The 18,965-nt window shown below is 64.3% G+C and carries 22 protein-coding genes; 19 read left to right on the top strand and 3 right to left on the bottom strand.

The window, feature by feature from the left end; genetic code table 11:
* Positions 1 to 25 precede the first annotated feature (25 nt).
* On the bottom strand, positions 26 to 604 hold the full coding sequence (locus tag QO207_RS16965) for a nucleoside triphosphate pyrophosphatase (protein ID WP_301533506.1): 579 nt from the start codon (positions 602 to 604) through the stop codon (positions 26 to 28).
* Between the two features lie 112 nt (positions 605 to 716).
* Here QO207_RS16965 and QO207_RS16960 point away from each other — a divergent pair, with 112 nt between their 5' ends.
* From QO207_RS16960 to QO207_RS16900, 13 genes are all read left to right on the top strand, one after another.
* On the top strand, positions 717 to 1,247 hold the full coding sequence (locus tag QO207_RS16960; RefSeq protein ID WP_301533505.1) for a YceD family protein: 531 nt from the start codon (positions 717 to 719) through the stop codon (positions 1,245 to 1,247).
* Positions 1,248 to 1,260: 13 nt separating this feature from the next.
* Complete coding sequence (rpmF, locus tag QO207_RS16955; protein WP_184586892.1) at positions 1,261 to 1,443, top strand: 50S ribosomal protein L32; 183 nt, start codon at positions 1,261 to 1,263, stop codon at positions 1,441 to 1,443.
* A 3-nt stretch (positions 1,444 to 1,446) separates the two neighbouring features.
* Complete coding sequence (gene plsX, locus QO207_RS16950) at positions 1,447 to 2,454, top strand: phosphate acyltransferase PlsX (protein ID WP_367620476.1); 1,008 nt, start codon at positions 1,447 to 1,449, stop codon at positions 2,452 to 2,454.
* Positions 2,455 to 2,558: 104 nt separating this feature from the next.
* Complete coding sequence (gene fabD / locus QO207_RS16945) at positions 2,559 to 3,497, top strand: ACP S-malonyltransferase (protein ID WP_301533504.1); 939 nt, start codon at positions 2,559 to 2,561, stop codon at positions 3,495 to 3,497.
* A gap of 14 nt (positions 3,498 to 3,511) precedes the next feature.
* Entirely contained in the window at positions 3,512 to 4,255 is a 744-nt protein-coding gene (gene fabG, locus QO207_RS16940; protein WP_037014455.1) for a 3-oxoacyl-ACP reductase FabG, read from the top strand.
* A 191-nt stretch (positions 4,256 to 4,446) separates the two neighbouring features.
* Positions 4,447 to 4,683 (top strand): acyl carrier protein, encoded by a 237-nt coding sequence (gene acpP / locus QO207_RS16935; RefSeq protein WP_015477931.1) that lies wholly within the window; start codon positions 4,447 to 4,449, stop codon positions 4,681 to 4,683.
* Positions 4,684 to 4,801: 118 nt separating this feature from the next.
* A complete protein-coding gene (fabF, locus tag QO207_RS16930; protein WP_301533503.1) occupies positions 4,802 to 6,046 on the top strand; it encodes a beta-ketoacyl-ACP synthase II in 1,245 nt (414 codons plus the stop codon).
* Positions 6,046 to 6,861: an aminodeoxychorismate lyase gene (gene pabC / locus QO207_RS16925; protein ID WP_301533502.1), complete on the top strand. Its 816-nt coding sequence runs from the start codon at positions 6,046 to 6,048 to the stop codon at positions 6,859 to 6,861. The genes fabF and pabC overlap by 1 nt, the downstream gene beginning before the upstream one ends.
* Before the next feature lie 6 nt (positions 6,862 to 6,867).
* Positions 6,868 to 7,956 carry an endolytic transglycosylase MltG gene (gene mltG / locus QO207_RS16920; RefSeq protein ID WP_301533603.1) on the top strand — a complete coding sequence of 363 codons (1,089 nt, stop codon included), beginning with the start codon at positions 6,868 to 6,870 and terminating at the stop codon, positions 7,954 to 7,956.
* A gap of 25 nt (positions 7,957 to 7,981) precedes the next feature.
* Positions 7,982 to 8,614, top strand: coding sequence for a dTMP kinase (gene tmk / locus QO207_RS16915; protein ID WP_301533501.1), 633 nt, complete (start codon positions 7,982 to 7,984; stop codon positions 8,612 to 8,614).
* Positions 8,607 to 9,593, top strand: a complete 987-nt coding sequence (locus QO207_RS16910) for a DNA polymerase III subunit delta' (RefSeq protein WP_301533500.1) — start codon at positions 8,607 to 8,609, stop codon at positions 9,591 to 9,593. The genes tmk and QO207_RS16910 overlap by 8 nt, the downstream gene beginning before the upstream one ends.
* Before the next feature lie 36 nt (positions 9,594 to 9,629).
* Positions 9,630 to 9,986, top strand: a complete 357-nt coding sequence (locus QO207_RS16905) for a PilZ domain-containing protein (protein WP_024764484.1) — start codon at positions 9,630 to 9,632, stop codon at positions 9,984 to 9,986.
* Positions 9,987 to 10,060: 74 nt separating this feature from the next.
* The gene (locus tag QO207_RS16900; protein ID WP_301533499.1) at positions 10,061 to 10,837 is read left to right on the top strand and encodes a TatD family hydrolase; all 777 of its coding nucleotides are present in this window, start codon (positions 10,061 to 10,063) and stop codon (positions 10,835 to 10,837) included.
* 264 nt (positions 10,838 to 11,101) lie between these two features.
* Here QO207_RS16900 and QO207_RS16895 read toward each other — a convergent pair whose 3' ends face one another.
* Positions 11,102 to 12,235 carry an aminotransferase class V-fold PLP-dependent enzyme gene (locus tag QO207_RS16895; RefSeq protein WP_301533498.1) on the bottom strand — a complete coding sequence of 378 codons (1,134 nt, stop codon included), beginning with the start codon at positions 12,233 to 12,235 and terminating at the stop codon, positions 11,102 to 11,104.
* Positions 12,236 to 12,319: 84 nt separating this feature from the next.
* Between QO207_RS16895 and QO207_RS16890 the strand changes: the two genes are divergently transcribed.
* From QO207_RS16890 to QO207_RS16870, 5 genes are all read left to right on the top strand, one after another.
* Positions 12,320 to 12,958: a TetR/AcrR family transcriptional regulator gene (locus QO207_RS16890; RefSeq protein ID WP_301533497.1), complete on the top strand. Its 639-nt coding sequence runs from the start codon at positions 12,320 to 12,322 to the stop codon at positions 12,956 to 12,958.
* Between the two features lie 94 nt (positions 12,959 to 13,052).
* Complete coding sequence (locus QO207_RS16885) at positions 13,053 to 14,021, top strand: GTP 3',8-cyclase MoaA (protein ID WP_301533496.1); 969 nt, start codon at positions 13,053 to 13,055, stop codon at positions 14,019 to 14,021.
* A 25-nt stretch (positions 14,022 to 14,046) separates the two neighbouring features.
* Positions 14,047 to 14,940 carry a radical SAM protein gene (locus QO207_RS16880; protein ID WP_301533495.1) on the top strand — a complete coding sequence of 298 codons (894 nt, stop codon included), beginning with the start codon at positions 14,047 to 14,049 and terminating at the stop codon, positions 14,938 to 14,940.
* A gap of 64 nt (positions 14,941 to 15,004) precedes the next feature.
* The gene (locus QO207_RS16875; protein ID WP_301533494.1) at positions 15,005 to 15,616 is read left to right on the top strand and encodes a DUF4823 domain-containing protein; all 612 of its coding nucleotides are present in this window, start codon (positions 15,005 to 15,007) and stop codon (positions 15,614 to 15,616) included.
* On the top strand, positions 15,613 to 16,191 hold the full coding sequence (locus tag QO207_RS16870; protein WP_301533493.1) for a DUF1285 domain-containing protein: 579 nt from the start codon (positions 15,613 to 15,615) through the stop codon (positions 16,189 to 16,191). Before QO207_RS16875 ends, QO207_RS16870 begins: the two co-directional genes overlap by 4 nt.
* Positions 16,192 to 16,298: 107 nt before the next feature.
* On the opposite strand, the gene QO207_RS16865 is transcribed toward QO207_RS16870, so the two are convergent.
* Positions 16,299 to 17,987, bottom strand: a complete 1,689-nt coding sequence (locus tag QO207_RS16865; protein WP_301533492.1) for an electron transfer flavoprotein-ubiquinone oxidoreductase — start codon at positions 17,985 to 17,987, stop codon at positions 16,299 to 16,301.
* A gap of 310 nt (positions 17,988 to 18,297) precedes the next feature.
* Between QO207_RS16865 and QO207_RS16860 the strand changes: the two genes are divergently transcribed.
* Positions 18,298 to 18,965 (top strand): electron transfer flavoprotein subunit beta/FixA family protein (locus tag QO207_RS16860; protein ID WP_301533491.1); only part of this gene is annotated, 668 nt, incomplete at its 3' end.

Below are 18,965 nucleotides of genomic sequence, written 5' to 3'. Positions count from 1 at the left end.
TTGCTGGGCCTTTTGATTCGCCCGGTCAGGGGATTTGCACCTGCTCGGCGAGCAGCATGTCCACCAGGCGGATCAGCGGCAGGCCGACCAGGCTGGTGGCGTCTTCGCCTTCGGTGCGGCGGAACAGGCTGACGCCCAGGCCCTCGGCCTTGAAGCTGCCGGCACAGTCGAAGGGCTGTTCGGCTTCGAGGTAGTGACGGATACGTGCTTCGTCGAGTTCACGGAAGTGCACGGTAAAGGGGATGCAGTCGACGCGGGCCTGGCCGGTCTGGCTGTTCAGCAGGCAGAGGCCGGTGAGGAAGCTGACGCTCCTGCCGCTGGCGGCCAGCAGTTGCTCGGTGGCGCGCTCGATGTCGTGGGGCTTGCCGAGAATTCGCTGGCCGTTCACCGCGGCCTGGTCCGAGCCGATGATCAGATGGGCGGGATAGCGCTGGGCGAGGGCGCGCGCTTTACTTTCTGCCAGTCGGCGCACCAGTTGCTCGGCGCTTTCGCCGGGTAGCGGGGTTTCATCGATATCGGGGCTGGCGCAGTCGAAGGGCAGGCGCAGGCGCTGCAACAATTCACGGCGGTAGGGTGAGCTGGAAGCAAGGATCAGGGGCAGCATGGGAAATTCCTTCGGAGCGTCCCGGCGATTCTAGCGAAAAGAGCTGTCCATACAGCGGTTTATGGCTAATTTCCTTTGACAGCTTCAGGTGCATCCCTATAATGGCGCGCTTATGTTGAATGGACCGATACCACCTCACGTTGATCCGCGCAAATTGGTCGAGCGCGCCGCCACCCTCGAGGGTGTGCTGCCGATCGCCAAGATGGCACGTCTCAGCGAGCAACTGACCAGCAGTGATGGCGATATTCACGCGAAGTTTTCCTTCTTCCGTGATCAGCAGAAACTGGCGGTCATGCACGTCGAGCTCAATGGCGAGGTGAGCATGGTATGCCAGCGCTGTCTCGAGCCGGCCAACTTCCATGTGGGTGGTGAGTACGATTACGTCATCATCCCGGAAGGCAAGTCGATCGATGATCTGCCCAGTGGCTACGATGCGTTGGAAGTGGGGGATGACCCCATCGACCTGACCTCGCTGGCTGAGGACGAGTTGCTGCTCGCCTTGCCCATCGTGCCGGTCCATGACCCTGAGGATTGCCAGCAGCCGGTGGGATACGCTACAGCGCCCGAACCGAGCGAGAACGTCGAAGAGCGGCCCAATCCGTTCAGCGTACTGGCGCAGTTGAAGCGTGACCCAAACGTTTAGGAGTTAATCAATCATGGCTGTTCAGCAGAACAAAAAATCCCGTTCCGCTCGTGACATGCGTCGTTCGCACGATGCCCTGGACGCGAGCGCTCTGTCCGTGGAAAAGAGCACTGGTGAAGTTCACCTGCGCCACCACGTCTCCCCGGACGGTTTCTATCGCGGCCGCAAGGTCGTAGACAAAGGCTCTGACGAGTAATCTTTGTCCGCACCAATCATCGCGATTGATGCAATGGGTGGGGACTACGGTCCCCACTGCATTGTTCCGGCCTGCATTTCCTTTCTGGCCGAGTATGCTTCCCTCCAGCTGGTCCTTGTCGGCCAAGCTCCTCTGATAGAAGAACACCTGCGCGGCCTTTCTCCGGCTGAACGCCAGCGTCTTCACGTCCACCCTGCCAGCGAAGTCGTCACGATGGACGAGCGTCCGTCCCAGGCGTTGCGTGGCAAGCCCGATTCCTCCATGCGTGTTGCCCTCGAACTGGTTCGGGATGGCAAGGCCCATGCCTGCGTCAGTGCCGGCAATACCGGCGCGCTGATGGCGCTGTCCCGCTACCTGCTCAAGACCTTGCCCGGCATCGACCGCCCGGCGATGGTGACTGCCGTGCCGACGCAGACTGGCCATTGCCATCTGCTCGACCTGGGCGCCAACGTCGATTGCAGTGCCGAGCACCTCTACCAGTTCGCCGTCATGGGCGCCGTCGCGGCGGAGACCCTCGGCAAGCACAATCCCCGTGTTGCATTGCTGAACGTCGGCACCGAAGACATCAAGGGCAACCAGCAGGTGAAGCTGGCGGCCAGTCTCCTGCAGCAGGCGCGCGGCGTTAACTATATCGGTTACATAGAAGGTGACGGCCTGTACCGCGGGCTGGCCGATGTGGTGGTGTGCGATGGCTTTGTCGGCAACATCCTGCTCAAGTCCAGCGAAGGGCTGGCGGCCATGGTCGCCGCGCGCCTGGAAGAGCTGTTCCGCTCCAGTCTGCCGGCCAAGGCGGTCGGCCTGATGGCGATGCCATTCCTGCGCCGGCTGCGTGGCGATCTCACGCCTTCGCAGCACAATGGCGCGAGTTTCCTCGGCCTGCAGGGCATCGTGGTGAAGAGTCACGGCAGTGCGAAAGAGGAGGGCATCCAGAGCGCATTGCGTCGCGCGCTGCTGGAAGTCCGCGAGAATCTGCCCCAGCGGCTGCATGGCCGCCTGGAACATCTGCTGTAATGTGTGACCGCGGTCGTCAGACCGTCATCCAACTGTCAGTTCAATGCGCCAGGCTCTCGCCGGCGTTATCCATTTGACGACACAGACAAAAGGGACCTGTTGCAATGTCCGCATCCCTCGCCTTCGTATTCCCCGGTCAAGGTTCGCAGTCGCTCGGCATGCTTGCTGAGCTGGGTGCACAACAAGCCGTTGTCCGCGATACCTTCGCCGAAGCTTCCGCCGCCCTGGGTTATGACCTCTGGGCCCTGGTACAGGAAGGGCCGGAAGAGCGCCTGAACCAGACCGACAAGACCCAGCCCGCCATCCTCACCGCCTCCATCGCCCTGTGGCGCCTGTGGCAGGCCGAAGGTGGTGCGCAGCCGGCCTACGTTGCCGGCCACAGCCTGGGTGAGTACTCCGCACTGGTCGCCGCTGGCAGCCTGGCCTTCGCCGATGCGGTGAAGCTGGTCGAGCGCCGTGGCCAACTGATGCAGGAAGCCGTTCCCGCCGGCACCGGTGGCATGGCTGCCATCCTCGGCCTGGACGATGCCGACGTGCTCGCCGCCTGCGCCGAAGCGGCCCAGGGCGAAGTGGTCAGCGCCGTGAACTTCAATGCGCCGGGCCAGGTGGTAATCGCCGGTGCGGCCAAGGCTGTTGAGCGTGCCATCGAAGGCTGCAAGGCTCGTGGCGCCAAGCGTGCCGTTGCGCTGCCGGTCAGCGTGCCGTCGCACTGCGCGCTGATGCGCCCGGCTGCCGAGCGTTTCGCGGAGGCCGTAGAAGCCGTTCAGTGGCAGATGCCGCAGATCGCTCTGGTGCAGAACGTCACCGCCCAGGTTCCGGCCGATCTGGCCGCGCTCAAGCGCGACCTGTTGGCGCAGCTGTACAGCCCGGTCCGTTGGGTCGAGAGCGTGCAACTGCTGGCCGAGAAAGGCGTCACCGACCTGGCCGAGTGCGGCCCAGGCAAGGTGCTGGCTGGTTTGAACAAGCGTTGCGCCAAGGGCGTGACCACCCACAACCTGGATTCCGCGGACGCCTTCGGCGCAGCCCGCGCGGCTCTGGCTTGAACAGGAGATAAGGCATGAGTCTGCAAGGTAAGGTTGCCCTGGTTACCGGCGCGAGCCGCGGTATTGGCCAGGCCATCGCTCTGGAACTGGGTCGCATGGGCGCTACTGTGGTCGGTACCGCCACCAGTGAATCCGGTGCGCAGAAGATTTCCGAGTACCTCAAGGAAAACGGCATCCAGGGTTCCGGCATGGTCCTGGACGTATCCAACGACGAGTCCGTGACCGCCGTTGTCGAGGCCATCCAGAAGGAATCCGGCGCACCGGCCATCGTCGTCAATAACGCCGGCATCACCCGCGATAACCTGCTGATGCGCATGAAAGACGACGAATGGTTCGATGTCGTCAACACCAACCTCAACAGCCTCTACCGTCTGTCGAAAGCCGTCCTGCGCGGCATGACCAAGGCACGCTGGGGTCGCATCATCAATATCGGCTCCGTGGTCGGCGCCATGGGCAATGCCGGGCAGACCAACTACGCGGCCGCCAAGGCCGGCCTGGAAGGCTTCACCCGCGCCCTGGCGCGTGAAGTGGGTTCCCGTGCTATCACTGTCAACGCGGTGGCTCCCGGCTTCATCGACACCGACATGACCCGCGAACTGCCCGAAGCCCAGCGTGAAGCGCTGCTCGGCCAGATTCCGCTGGGTCGACTGGGACAAGCCGAAGAGATCGCCAAAGTGGTAGCATTCCTCGCTTCCGAGGGCGCAGCTTATGTAACGGGTGCCACGGTACCGGTGAATGGCGGAATGTACATGAGCTGATGTGACGAGTTCCTTCGTGGCGATGTCATATGCGCTGTCTAAATTATCCAAGCGTCGTAACGCTGGAATAGACAGAGCATCTGGGTTGCCGCGAAGGGGCGTCAGCGTTCAGCTTGAAATGCAGAAAACCCTTTCTATACACTTACCCGCAGCCCAGCTGTACGGATTGTCCATAGGAGTGAAAACAAGGTATGAGCACCATCGAAGAACGCGTCAAGAAGATCGTTGCTGAGCAACTCGGCGTTAAGGAAGAAGAAGTCACCAACAGCGCTTCCTTCGTCGAAGACCTGGGCGCCGACTCCCTTGACACCGTTGAGCTGGTGATGGCTCTGGAAGAGGAATTCGAGACCGAAATCCCCGACGAGCAAGCCGAGAAGATCACCACCGTTCAGGAAGCCATCGACTACATCGTTGCCCACCAGGCATAAGAAGTAGTCGTCGGCTCCCCGACGAAAGAAGCCGCACGGCCTGCAAAGGCGTGCGGCTTTTCTTTAACGCCGGCTTCTGCCGGCGTTATTGCCGTGAAACACATGAGAGGAAGTCACAGTGTCGCGTAGACGCGTAGTCATCACTGGCATGGGTATGTTGTCGCCCCTGGGTGTGGATGTGCCGAGCAGTTGGGAAGGCATTCTCGCCGGGCGCAGCGGTATCGCCCCGATCGAACACATGGACCTGTCCGCCTTTGCCACCCGTTTCGGCGGCTCGGTGAAAGGGTTCGACGTCGAGCAATACATGTCCGCCAAGGAAGCTCGCAAACTCGACCTGTTCATCCAGTACGGCCTCGCCGCCAGCTACCAGGCGGTGCGTGACTCCGGCCTGGAAGTCACCGACGCCAACCGGGAGCGCATCGGCGTTGCCATCGGTTCGGGCATCGGCGGTCTGACCAACATCGAAAACACCTGTCGCTCGCTGTTCGAGCAGGGCCCACGGCGCATCTCGCCGTTCTTCGTGCCCGGCTCGGTCATCAACATGGTTTCCGGGTTCCTGTCGATCAACCTAGGTCTGCAGGGCCCCAACTACGCCATCACCACTGCTTGCACCACCGGCACCCACAATATCGGCATGGCCGCGCGCAACATCGCCTACGGCGACGCTGACGTGATGGTTGCTGGCGGCTCCGAGATGGCGGCCTGTGGTCTTGGCCTGGGCGGCTTCGGCGCTGCCCGCGCGCTGTCCACCCGTAACGACGAACCCACCAAGGCCAGCCGCCCGTGGGACCAGGATCGTGACGGCTTCGTACTCTCCGACGGCGCAGGTTCCCTGGTGCTCGAAGAGCTTGAGCACGCCAAGGCCCGTGGCGCCCGCATCTATGCGGAAGTCGTCGGCTTCGGCATGAGCGGTGACGCCTTCCACATGACCGCTCCGCCGGAAGACGGCGCCGGTGCTGCACGCTGCATGAAGGCTGCGCTGCGCGATGCCGGACTGAACCCCGAGCAGGTCGACTACATCAACGCCCACGGCACCTCGACCCCGGCTGGCGACATCGCGGAAATCGCCGCGGTGAAGTCGATCTTCGGCGACCACGCCTACCAACTGTCGATGAGCTCCACCAAGTCCATGACCGGCCACCTGCTGGGTGCTGCCGGCGCGGTCGAGGCGATCTTCTGCGTGCTCGCCCTGCGCGATCAGGTAGCTCCGCCGACCATCAACCTGGACAACCCCAGCGAAGGCTGCGACCTCGACCTGGTCGCCCATCAGGCCAAGCAGCGTCCGATCGACGTCGCCCTGTCCAACTCCTTCGGCTTCGGTGGCACCAACGGCTCCCTGGTATTCCGCCGGTTCCACGGCTGATGTTGAGCTGGATCGACGGCCAGAGCGCCGAGGCCCTGTCCGCGCGTGATCGCGGGCTGGCCTACGGCGACGGGCTGTTCGAGACCATCCGCGTGTCCGCAGGCCGTCCGCGCCTGCTGGCACGGCATCGAGCGAGGTTGGAGGAGGGCGTCCGACGCCTGTCCCTGCCGGTCTCTCTCGATCTCGTCGAAGACGAACTCCTGCGCTTTTCCGCCCTGCTCGGCGACGGCGTCGCCAAGCTGATGCTGACCCGTGGCGAAGGCGCACGCGGCTACGCGCCGCAGGCTGATGCCCAGGTGCGTCGCCTGCTCCTGGCTTCGCCCGCGCCGGCCTACCCGGCGAAGCACTGGGAGGAGGGCGTGACGCTCTTCCCTTGCACCACCCGCTTGGCCGAGCAGCCGCTGCTCGCCGGCCTCAAGCACCTCAATCGCCTGGAGCAGGTCCTGGCTCGCGCCGAATGGAGCGATCCGGCTTTCGCCGAAGGATTGATGCGCGATGTTTCCGGGCGTGTCGTCGAGGGCGTGTTCAGCAACCTGTTCCTGGTAAGGCAGGGCGAGCTGATCACCGCTGAACTCAGCCGCTGCGGCGTCGCTGGCGTGATGCGTGCCGAAATCATCGAGCGCGCGCGCGGCCTGGGCCTGCCGGTCATCGTCCGCGACATCGAGCACAGCGAACTGGCGCAGGCCGATGAGGTCTTTCTCTGCAACAGTCTCTACGGTATCTGGCCGGTGCGCGGTGTTGCCGAGCACGCTTGGCCGGTCGGGCCGCTGACCCGTAAACTGCAGGGCCAACTCCGCGAACTTCTGGATTTCTGATACGTGATGCGCAAATTGCTGGTGCTGCTGGAAGGCGGCCTGCTGCTGGCCGGGCTCGTACTGGGCCTGGCCGCCTGGGAACAGCACCGTGCGCTGCAGCAGCCGCTCCAGCTCACCGAAGAGCGTCTACTGGACGCTCCCAGCGGCGCCACCCCCGGCCGCCTGCTGACCCGCCTGGAGGACGAAGACGTCTTGCACGGTGGCTTCTGGCTGCGCCTGTACTGGCGCTTCAACTTGGCCGGCGAGGCCCTGCACAGCGGCGAATACCGCCTGACGCCCGGCATGACCGCCGCACAGATGCTTGACCTGTGGCGCGACGGCGATGTGGTGCAGTACGGCCTGACCCTGGTGGAGGGCTGGAACTTCCATCAGGTGCGCGAACTGCTCGCCCGCCAGCCCAAGCTCGACCAGACCCTCAATGGCCTGAGCGACGCCGATGTCATGGCCAGGCTGGGCAAGCCCGGCGTGTTCCCGGAAGGCCGCTTCTTCCCCGACACCTACCGCTTCGTCCGCGGCACCAAGGACATCGACATCCTCAAGCACGCCTACCAGCGCATGGACACCATCCTCGCCGAGGAGTGGGACAAGCGCGGCGAGGACCTGCCCTACAAGGATTCCTACCAGGCGCTGATCATGGCCTCGCTGGTGGAAAAGGAAACCGGCGTGCCCCAGGAGCGCGGTCAGATCGCCGGCGTCTTCGTGCGCCGTCTGCAGAAGAACATGCTGCTGCAGACCGACCCGACCGTGATCTACGGCATGGGGGAGCGCTACGCCGGCAAGATCACCCGCGCCGATTTGCGCACGCCGACGCCCTACAACACCTACGTGGTCGCCGGCCTGCCGCCGACGCCCATCGCACTGCCCGGCCGCGAGGCCATCCACGCCGCGCTCAACCCGGCCTCGGGGCAGAGCCTCTACTTCGTCGCCCGCGGCGATGGCAGTCACACCTTCTCCGACAACCTCGACGACCATAACAAGGCCGTCCAGGAGTTCCAGATCAAGCGCCGCGCCGACTACCGTTCCAGTCCGGCGCCGACTTCTCTGCCGGCCCCCACGCCGGACGCGCCCGCCGCGGATACCCCGGCGGCGCACTAGCCCGACAACGCAAGGAGTGAGCCGAGTGACCGGCCTGTTCATCACCCTGGAAGGCCCCGAAGGCGCGGGCAAGAGCACCAACCGCGAGTACCTGGCCGAACGCCTGCGCGAGCGCGGCATCGAAGTCCAGCTGACCCGCGAGCCCGGCGGTACGCCGCTGGCCGAGCGCATCCGCGAGCTGCTGCTGGACCCCAGCGACGAGAAGATGGCGGTGGACACCGAGTTGCTGCTGGTCTTCGCCGCTCGCGCGCAGCACATCGCCGAGGTGATCCGCCCGGCCCTGGCACGCGGCGCGGTGGTCCTCTGCGACCGCTTCACCGACGCCACCTACGCCTACCAGGGTGGCGGCCGCGGCCTGCCGGTGGAGCGCATCGCGCAACTGGAAAGCTTCGTCCAGGGCGGCCTGCGCCCGGACCTGACCCTGGTCTTCGACCTGCCGGTGGAAATCGGCCTGTCCCGCGCTGCGGCCCGTGGCCGGCTGGACCGCTTCGAGCAGGAAGGCCGCGCCTTCTTCGACGCGGTGCGCAATACCTACCTGGACCGCGCTCGCGCCGAGCCCGGGCGTTATCACATTCTCGATGCCGCGCAGACGCTGGCCGAAGTGCAGCGTGATCTCGACGGCCTGCTGCCGACCCTGCTGGAGCGCCTGAATGGCTGATATCTATCCCTGGCAGCAGGGGCTCTGGCAGCAACTGAGCAATCGCCCGCAGCACGCCCACGCCTACCTGCTGCACGGCCCCGCCGGCATCGGCAAGCGTGTGCTGGCGGACAACTTCGTGCACTTCCTGCTCTGCCAGCGCCCCGAAGGCGGCAAGGCCTGCGGGCAGTGCAAGGCCTGCCAGCTGCTGGCGGCCGGCACCCATCCGGATTATTTCCCGCTGGAGCCGGAAGAGGCGGAGAAGCCGATCCGCGTCGACCAGGTGCGCGAGCTGGTGAATTTCGTGGTGCAGACCGCCCAGCTGGGCGGGCGCAAGGTGGTGTTGCTGGAGCCGGCCGAGGCGATGAACCTCAACTCCGCCAACGCCCTGCTGAAAAGCCTGGAAGAGCCTTCGGGCAATACCGTCCTGCTGCTGATCAGCCATCAGCCCAGCCGCCTGCTGCCGACCATCAAGAGCCGCTGTGTGCAGCAGGCCTGTCCGCAGCCTGCTGCCGAACAGGCGCGCAGTTGGCTGGCCCAGGCGTTGCCGGATGAGTCGGCCGAAGTGCTGGATGAACTGCTGGTGCTGGCTGGCGGTTCGCCGCTCACCGCGCAGCGCCTGCATGGGCAGGGCGTGCGTGAGCAACGGGCGCAGGTGGTGGACGGGGTGAAGAAGCTGCTCAAGCAGCAGGTTGCCCCAAGTCAGCTGGCCGAGAGCTGGAATGCGGTACCCTTGCCGCTCCTCTTCGACTGGTTCTGCGACTGGACGCTGCTCGTCCTGCGCTACCAGTTGGCACGTGACGAAGCGGGCCTCGGCCTCGCCGACATGAGCAAGGTGGTGCAGTACCTGGCGCAGAAGTCCTCGCAGCCCAAGGTGCTGGCCATGCAGGACTGGCTGCTCGCGCAGCGGCAGAAAGTCCTCAATAAAGCCAACCTCAATCGTGCCCTGCTTCTCGAAGCCTTGCTCGTACAGTGGGCAAGTCTCCCCGGGCCGGGCTAGAATCCGGCCATCGGAAAAATCTGCCAGGACAGCTGAATGAGCTTGCCACCGAATCTGGGTCCGCGTAACGGAATCCTGTCCCTGACCATCAAGGACAAATCCGTGCTGTATGCCGCCTACATGCCGTTCATCCGCAATGGTGGGCTGTTCATTCCGACCAACAAGACCTACAAGCTGGGCGACGAGGTCTTCATGCTGCTCAACCTGATGGATGAGCCGGAGAAAATCCCGGTGGCCGGCAAGGTCGTCTGGATCACCCCGCGGGGCGCCCAGGGCAACCGCGCTGCCGGCATCGGCGTGCAGTTCAACGACGGCGACAACACCGCGCGCAACAAGATCGAGACCTACCTCGCCGGCGCGCTGAAGTCGGACCGCCCGACTCATACCATGTAGAATCCACCAGCTGTACAGGCTACAAGCACGAAGCGCCCTGAGGGGCGCTTCGTCATTTTCCGGAGAAAGTTTTCATGCTGGTCGATTCCCACTGCCACCTCGATCGTCTCGATCTGGCCGCCCACAACGGTTCGCTGGACGCCGCACTGGACGCCGCCCGTGCGCGCGGCGTCAGTCAGTTCCTGTGTATCGGCGTAAGTGCGGATAACGCCAAAGCGGTGAAGGACCTAGCTGATCGCTACGCCGACGTGCACTGCTCGGTGGGCGTTCACCCGTTGGACCTGGAGCCGGGCGCTGCGCCTGCGCTGGACTGGCTGCTGGGCGAGCTGAACCACCCGCGCGTGGTGGCCATCGGCGAGACCGGGCTGGACTACCACTACGAGCCCGAAGCCGCCGAGCTGCAGCAGGAAGCCTTCCGCCTGCACCTGGAGGCAGCCAAGGTCACCGGCAAGCCGGTCATCGTGCATACCCGCGAGGCTCGTGCCGACACCCTGGCGCTGCTGCGCGAGGCCGCGTTGCCGCAGGGCGGCGTGTTGCACTGCTTCACCGAAGACTGGGAGATGGCCAAGGCGGCGCTGGATATCGGCTTCTACATCTCGCTGTCGGGCATCGTCACCTTCCGCAACGCCGAGCAGCTGCGCGAAGTGGCGCGCCAGGTGCCGGTGGATCGCCTGCTGGTAGAGACCGACTCGCCGTACCTGGCGCCGGTGCCCCATCGCGGCAAGCCGAACCTGCCCGAGTACGTGCGTGAAGTGGCCGAGTACCTGGCGGTGCTGCGCGGGGTGAGCTTCGAGACCCTGGCCGAGCAGACCAGCGCCAACTTCCGCCGGTTGTTCCCGCTGACGACCTGATTGCGTCGTCCCGGATACATTTCCTGCGGGCAAAAAAAACCCGGGTTCTGGGGGATGAATCCGGGTCAAGACCATTAGGAGTGTAACAATAAGGTACGCAATCCTCGGTACCTTCACCGGCGGGGCACTTGGGGGGAGATGCCGCGCACCGGTATCTACAAGTATTGGCCAAGATGCGCGGGCTGCCACAGGGTGGCCGGGGTTTTTTAAACGGATTTGGAATACATCACACCGGGCTGAGCAGCTTTCTCGGCCGCACCTGCCTTACTGCCCCGCCAGAGCGCCGATCAGCCCCAGGGTTTCCTCGATGACCGCCTCGCTGGTGTAGAAGTGCGGCGAGAAACGGATGCCGGCGCCACGCTGGATGCACACTACCTGTTCGGCGCGCAGGCGCTCCAGCAGACGGGTGTTGTCCCAGCCGGCCAGGCTGAAGGTCAGGATGCCGGCGCGTCGTGCCGGGTCCAGCGGGCTGTGCAGTGAAGCCCCGTCGATACGCTCCAGGCCGTCATGCAGTTGCTGGACGCGCGCCTGCACCAACTCGCCCACCGTCGCCATGCCGACTTCCTCCAGCAGACTCAGGCTGGCCTCCAGCGCTACGGCGCCGAGCATGTTCGGGCTGCCACACTCGAAGCGCCGCGCGCTGCGCGCCGGCTGCCAGTCGGCAAGGTCGTAGTTGCCGGCGTTTTCCAGCATGTGCCAGCCGTATTCCTGCAGCGCCAGTTGCTCGCGCTCGGCGGCGCGACAATAGAACACCCCCAGGCCCTCCGGGCCGAGCATCCACTTGTGTCCGTCGGCCATGGCGAAGGCGCAGTCGTAGGCCTGCACGTCGAAGGGCAGGGCGCCCAGTTGCTGGATGGCGTCGATGCAATACAGCACGCCGCGCTGGCGACAACCGGCGCCGAGACGCTCCAGGTCCATGCGCAGACCGCTGGCGTACTGCACGGCGCTGATCGACAGCAGGCGCGTGCGCGGGGTGCAGGCGGCCAGCAGGTCGCCTTCCGGGTCATCGCCATCCAGGCTCACCTGGATGACTTCCACGCCGCGCGGCTTCAGCGCTTCCCAGACGATGCGGTTGGAGGGGAATTCCTGGTCGCTGATCACCACCTGGTCGCCAGCGCGCCAGTCCAGGCCGAAGGCGACGAATGACAGCGCCTCGGAAGTGTTCTTCACCAGCGCGATGTCGCCGGTGGTCTGGGCATTCACCAGACGCATCAGGCGCTCGCGCAGGCGCTTCTCGATGGTCAGCCACTGCGGATAGTCGCGGGCGCCCTGCAGGATGTTCTCCTGGGCGAACGCCGCGACGGCGTCTGCGGCGCGCCTGGGCCAGGGGGCGACGGCCGCGTGATTCAGGTAGCGCAGGCCGGCTTGTTGGGGAAACTCGGAAGAAAAGCTAATCATGTCGGATGATCCGTGCAATTTGGCGCTGAATAGGCATAATACGCGGCTTCGAATTTTGACTATTTTTGACCGAACAGTCTTTTTATGCAGAAAGAGCCGCGCAAGGTTCGCGAATTCCGCCGTCGCGAACAGGAAATCCTCGATACCGCCCTCAAGCTGTTCCTTGAGCAGGGCGAAGACAGTGTCACGGTCGAAATGATCGCCGATGCCGTGGGTATCGGCAAAGGCACCATCTACAAGCACTTCAAGTCCAAGGCTGAGATCTACCTGCGCCTGATGCTGGACTACGAGCGCGACCTGGCCGATCTGTTCCACTCCGAAGACGTCGCCCGCGACAAGGAGCGCCTGTCGCGCGCCTACTTCGAGTTCCGCATGCGCGACCCGCAGCGCTACCGCCTGTTCGACCGCCTGGAAGAGAAGGTGGTGAAGACCAGCCAGGTTCCGGAGATGGTCGAGGAGCTGCACAAGATCCGCGAATCCAACTTCGAGCGCCTGAGTCAGCTGATCAAGGAACGCATCGCGGCGGGCAAGCTGGAAGACGTGCCGGCCTACTTCCACTACTGCGCAGCCTGGGCGCTGGTGCATGGCGCCGTGGCGCTGTACCACTCGCCGTTCTGGCGCGATGTGCTGGAGGATCAGGAAGGCTTCTTCCAGTTCCTCATGGAGATCGGCGTACGCATGGGCAACAAGCGCAAGCGCGACGGCGATACGCCGGCTGCCTGAGTCGCCATTCGCGCGGCCCATCGTCGCCTGTGCGACAGGGCAGCGGGCGAGGGTGGAGATATACTGAGGTGAGTGTTCTCCACCGGAGCCGAGCATGATCGTCGACCGCCAGGGCAGGCGCTTCCGCAACCTGCGGGTGAGCCTGACCGCCGCGTGCAACTACGCCTGCACCTACTGCGTGCCGGACGGCAAGCGTCTGGTCGCCGCCCAGGACGAGCTCTCCGCCGAGTCGCTGGTGCGCGGTGTGGCCTACCTGATCGAGGCTGCCGGCATCGAGCGTCTGCGGGTCACCGGTGGCGAACCGCTGGTCAGCCCGAAACTGGATGCCTTCCTGCACGGCGTCAGTCGCCTGGGCCTGCAGGACATCGCCATGACCACCAACGGCCAGTTGCTGTCGAAGAAGCTGCCGCTGCTGCTGGACTGCGGCATCCGCCGCCTGAATGTGTCCCTCGATACCCTGGATGCCGACGCCTTCCGTCGGATCGCCCGCGGCGGCGACCTGGCCACCGTGCTCAAGGGGCTCGACGAAGCGCGCGCCGCCGGTCTGAAGATCAAGCTGAACATGGTGCCCCTGCGCGGGCAGAACCTCGACCAGGTGGTGCCGCTGCTCGACTACTGCCTGGAGCACGGCTTCGAATTGCGCTTCATCGAGCTGATGCGCATGGGCCACCTGGCCCGCGATCCGAACGGCTTCAACCAGCAGTTCATCGGCATGACCGAGCTGCTGGAACTGATCGGCGAAGATCACCCCTACATCCAGGCCAATGCCCCGGTGGATGCCACTGCGCTGCGCTATGAAGTGCCGGGGCGCGGTTTCTTCGGGGTGATCGCCAACGAAAGCGTGCCGTTCTGCCGGACCTGTTCGCGCCTGCGCCTGTCGTCCACCGGCTGGCTGCATGGCTGCCTGTCGTCGAGCAACCGCCACTACGTCGGCGACCTGCTGGACAAGCCCCGCCACCAGGCGCTCCCGGCCTTGCAGCGCCTGCTGGTGCGCGCCCTGGCGGACAAGCAGGAAGTCGCCTTCTCCGGCGGCGTCACCATCATGAAGATCATCGGCGGCTGAGATCGCCCCCAGACCTGATTAGCCCATGCCCAACGAATTCCCTATCTCCTATATCGAGCCGGTGTTCCGGCCGCCGAGCGAAGCTAACTCGCTCATTCTTCCGGTCACCAACGGCTGCTCGTGGAACCAGTGCGGGTTTTGCGAGATGTATACGCAGCCGCAGAAGAAATTCCGCGCCCGCGACGAGGCCGAAGTACTGGAGGAGATTCGTCGCTGCGGCGAGCGCCTGATCGTCCAGCGGGTGTTCCTCGCTGACGGCGATGCGCTGGTGCTGCCTACGCGGCGCCTGCTCAACATCCTGCGTGCCATCCGTGAGCACATGCCCGAGGTGGACCGCGTCTCCAGCTACTGCCTGCCGCGCAACCTGCGCAAGAAGTCGGTGGAAGAGCTGAAGGAGCTGGCCGACGCCGGCCTGCGCATGGCCTACGTGGGCGCCGAGTCCGGCGACGACGAGGTGCTCGCGAAAGTGAACAAGGGCGAGACCTACGCTTCCACCCTGGATGCGTTGCAGAAGCTGGGCGAGGCGGGAATCACGCGCTCGGTGATGATCCTCAACGGTCTGGGCGGCAGCACCCTGAGCGCCCAGCACGCCGACAACTCGGCGCGGCTGATGAACGAAGCGCAACCGGAATTCCTTTCCACCCTGGTGGTGAGCTTCCCGACCGGCGAGGAGCGGTATCGCGCCGGCTTCCCGGACTTTCAGCCGCTGTCCCAGGCCGAGCTGTTCGTCGAGGTCGAGCGCCTGCTGAGCGCCCTGGAGTTGCGCGACACGGTGTTCCGCAGCGATCACGCCTCCAATTACCTGGTTCTCAAGGGCACGCTGGGGGCGGACAAGGCAAAGCTGCTCGCCCAGGTGCGCCAGGCCATCGAGCAGCCGCAGCGCGCGCACCTGCGCCAGGAATGGCAGCGCGGCCTGTGATGGCGCGGAAGCTGCATCGCCTGTCCGAATGCCGGTTTTCCGTCGCCGGCTCCGGAGACTTTGCATGCGCCAACTGATTCTGATCCTTGCCTTCGCCGCCCTGGGCGGCTGCATGAGCCCCAACGACCTGGCCGACGGCACCGATTACTACCTGCGCGACGCGGGCTTCCTCGATCACAGCCAGACCCGCCGCACCTCCAACTGGCGCCTGCAGCAGGACTCCTTCATCTATATCGCCCAGGGCCCGTTCGTGCCGCCGGGCCACCCTTATGCACGGCCCAATGTGGTAGCCGAAGAGGCGTTCAACGGCTTCGTCCAGTACTTCCCGCTGGTGCGCCGGGCCAAGAGTCCACTGGGGCTGGAAGGGGCGATGCAGGAGGCGCGCGCGGCGGGCGCCAATTATCTGCTGTATACGCGCTTTGCCCGTGGGGAGGACAATGCCGGCACCTACGAGCAGTACGAAGACACCGACAACGCCGTGGGACGCGACCGCAGCGTGATCCAGGTGATGCTGATCGAGACCGACAACCGCTACCTGGTGGACAGTGCGACTATCCGCAGCCGCGGCGGTTTTCTGACATTCTATGACGCCAGCCCCGAGGACCTGATCGGGCGCCCGCTGGAAGACTATGCCCGCAGCCTGCTGGGGGTGAAGACGCGAGAGGAGTACCAATGACAGATCCACAGCATCAAGCGGACCGGGCCGGCAACCTGCTGGCGCAGATTCCCTCCAGCAAGGACAAGGGCCTGCCGCCGGTGCACCTGTGGAACCCCGATTGCTGCGGCGATATCGACATGCGCATCGCCCGCGACGGCACCTGGTACTACCTGGGCACGCCGATCGGCCGCAAGCCGATGGTGCGGCTGTTCTCCACCATCATCCGCCGCGATGGCGACGACTATTTCCTGGTCACGCCGGTGGAGAAGTGCGGAATCACTGTCGATGATGCGCCCTTCGTCGCGGTCACCCTGGCCGTTGAAGGGGAGGGGGAGCAGCAGGTGCTGCGCTTCACCACCAACGTCGAGGATGAAGTGGTGGCCGACGCCGCGCATCCGATCCGCGTCGAACTGGACGCGCAGACCCAGGAGCCGTCGCCCTACGTGCTGGTGCGAGTGAACCTGGAAGCACTGATCCACCGCAACGTGTTCTACCAGCTGGTGGAACTGGCAGTTCCCCGCGAGATCGACGGCGTTGACTGGCTTGGAGTATGGAGTTCGGGGGAGTTCTTCCCCATCGCGCCGCAGCCATGACCTGGCAGTCGGAATGCGGCCAGTAGTCCTCGCGGCTCATCGCTACAAGTACTTAGCTTGCAAAGAAAAAGGCTCCCGAGGGAGCCTTTTTCGTTACTGCCAACCCATTACATGTTGGGGTAGTTCGGACCGCCGGTGCCCTCGGGGGCAACCCAGGTGATGTTCTGGGCCGGGTCCTTGATGTCGCAGGTCTTGCAGTGCACGCAGTTCTGCGCGTTGATCTGGAAGCGCTTGCTGCCGTCGTCGTTGCTCACCACTTCGTACACGCCGGCCGGGCAGTAACGCTGCGCAGGCTCGTCGTAGAGCGGCAGGTTCTTGGCGATCGGGGTGTTCGGGTCGGTCAGCTTCAGGTGGATCGGCTGGTCTTCCTCGTGGTTGGTGTTGGACAGGAACACCGAGGACAGCTTGTCGAAGCTGAGTTTGCCGTCCGGCTTCGGATAGTCGATCTTCGGCGCTTCGCTGGCCTTCTTCAGGGTCGCGTAGTCCGGAGTCGTATCGTGCAGGGTGAATGGAAGCTTGCCGCCGAAGATGTTCTGGTCGATGAAGTTGAACGCACCGCCACCGATGGCGCCGAACTTGTGCATCGCCGCGCCGAAGTTGCGGCTGCGGAACAGCTCGTCGTACAGCCAGCTGCCCTTGAAGGCTTCGACGTAGTTGGTCAGCTCGTCGCCGCCTTCACGGCCGGCGAACAGGGCTTCAGCCACGGAGTCTGCGGCCAGCATGCCGGACTTCATGGCGGTGTGGCTGCCCTTGATCTTGGCGAAGTTCAGGGTGCCCAGGTCGCAGCCGATCAGTGCGCCGCCCGGGAAGACCATCTTCGGCAGCGAGTTCAGGCCGCCCTTGCAGATGGCGCGGGCGCCGTAGGCCACGCGCTTGCCGCCTTCCAGGTACTGCTTGATCACCGGGTGGTGCTTGTAGCGCTGGAATTCGTCGAACGGCGACAGGTGCGGGTTGGTGTAGGACAGGTCGATGATCAGGCCGACCACCACCTGGTTGTTTTCCAGGTGATAGAGGAAGGAACCGCCCGGGTTGTCGTCGTTCAGCGGCCAGCCGGCGGTGTGTACCACCAGGCCCTGCTCGTGCTTGGACGGGTCGATGTCCCAGATTTCCTTGATGCCGATGCCGTAGTGCTGGGCGTCGGCTTCGCTGTCGAGCTTGTACTTCTTGATCAGCTGTTTGCCGATGTGGCCACGGCAGCCTTCGGCGAACAGGGTGTACTTGGCGCGCAGTTCCATGCCCGGGGTGTAGTAACCCTCTTTCGGATTGCCTTCGCGGTCGACGCCCAGGTCACCGGTGACAATCCCGCGCACCACGCCATTCTCGTCGATCAGCGCTTCCTGGGCGGCGAAGCCCGGGTAGATCTCGACGCCCAGGCCTTCGGCCTGCTGGGCCAGCCAGCGGCACAGGTTGCCCAGGGAGATGATGTAGTTGCCTTCGTTGTGCATGGTCTTGGGCACGAAGAGGTTCGGCACCTTGGCCGCTGCTTCCGGGCTCTTCAGCACATAGATGTCGTCGCGCTTGACGGGGGTGTTGAGCGGCGCTTCGAGTTCCTTCCAGTTGGGGAACAGCTCGTTCAGCGCGCGGGGCTCGAACACGGCGCCCGAGAGAATGTGGGCGCCCACTTCGGAACCCTTCTCGACCACACAGACGCTGATTTCCTGACCGGCGTCGGCGGCCTTCTGTTTCAGTCGGCATGCGGCGGACAGACCGGCAGGGCCGGCGCCGACGATGACGACGTCGAATTCCATAAATTCGCGTTCCACTATCGATCTCTCCTGAATCAAGGCTCTGGGCATTTTGTAGGTATTGGGATGGGCGTGCCCCCACCCAGTAAGAGCGGGGCGCATTATAGCTAGACCTGTTGCTATATCTAAACCCTTTATCCACCGCAATACAAACGTTTGTTTGAATCGCGCGTAACCCTGATAGAATCGGGGTCCGCGGCTTATAAAGGGGTATTTTCGTGTATTGACCCGCCCGGTCGATGCGGTCAAGATACCTGCGGTTTTGCGGTCGCGTTGCGCTGGATGTAGTCGCAGATGGCGTGCACTACCGGCCAGGCCTGTCTGGCGACATTCCTATTCACCGGAGAAAAACGAGGAATCCATGAAGGTTCTTGTAGCTGTCAAACGAGTGGTTGACTATAACGTCAAGGTCCGCGTCAAGGCGGACAACTCCGGCGTCGATCTCGCCAACGTCAAGATGTCCATGAACCCCTTCTGCGAAATCGCCGTGGAAGAGGCCGTCCGCCTGAAAGAGAAAGGCGTCGCCACCGAGATCATCGCGGTCTCCGTCGGCCCGACCGCTGCCCAGGAGCAACTGCGCACCGCGCTGGCTCTGGGTGCTGATCGCGCCATCCTCGTTGAATCCAACGAAGAACTGAGCTCCCTGGCCATCGCCAAGGCGCTGAAAGCCATTGTCGACAAGGAGCAGCCGCAGCTGGTAATCCTCGGCAAGCAGGCCATCGACAGCGACAACAACCAGACCGGCCAGATGCTGGCTGCGCTGACCGGCTACGCCCAGGGCACCTTCGCCTCCAAGGTCGAAGTCGCTGGCGACAAGGTCAACGTCACCCGTGAAATCGACGGCGGCCTGCAGACCGTTGCCCTGAACCTGCCGGCAATCGTCACCACCGACCTGCGCCTGAACGAGCCGCGCTACGCGTCGCTGCCCAACATCATGAAGGCGAAGAAGAAGCCGCTGGACGTGGTGACCCCGGACGCCCTGGGCGTTTCCACCGCTTCCACCGTGAAGACCGTGAAAGTCGAAGCTCC

The sequence above is a fragment of the Pseudomonas sp. CAN1 genome, from assembly GCF_030462585.1.
Lineage (GTDB): Bacteria > Pseudomonadota > Gammaproteobacteria > Pseudomonadales > Pseudomonadaceae > Pseudomonas.
The sequence above is the reverse complement of the archived record's forward strand: the minus strand, read 5'-3'. Positions and strand labels throughout refer to the sequence as shown.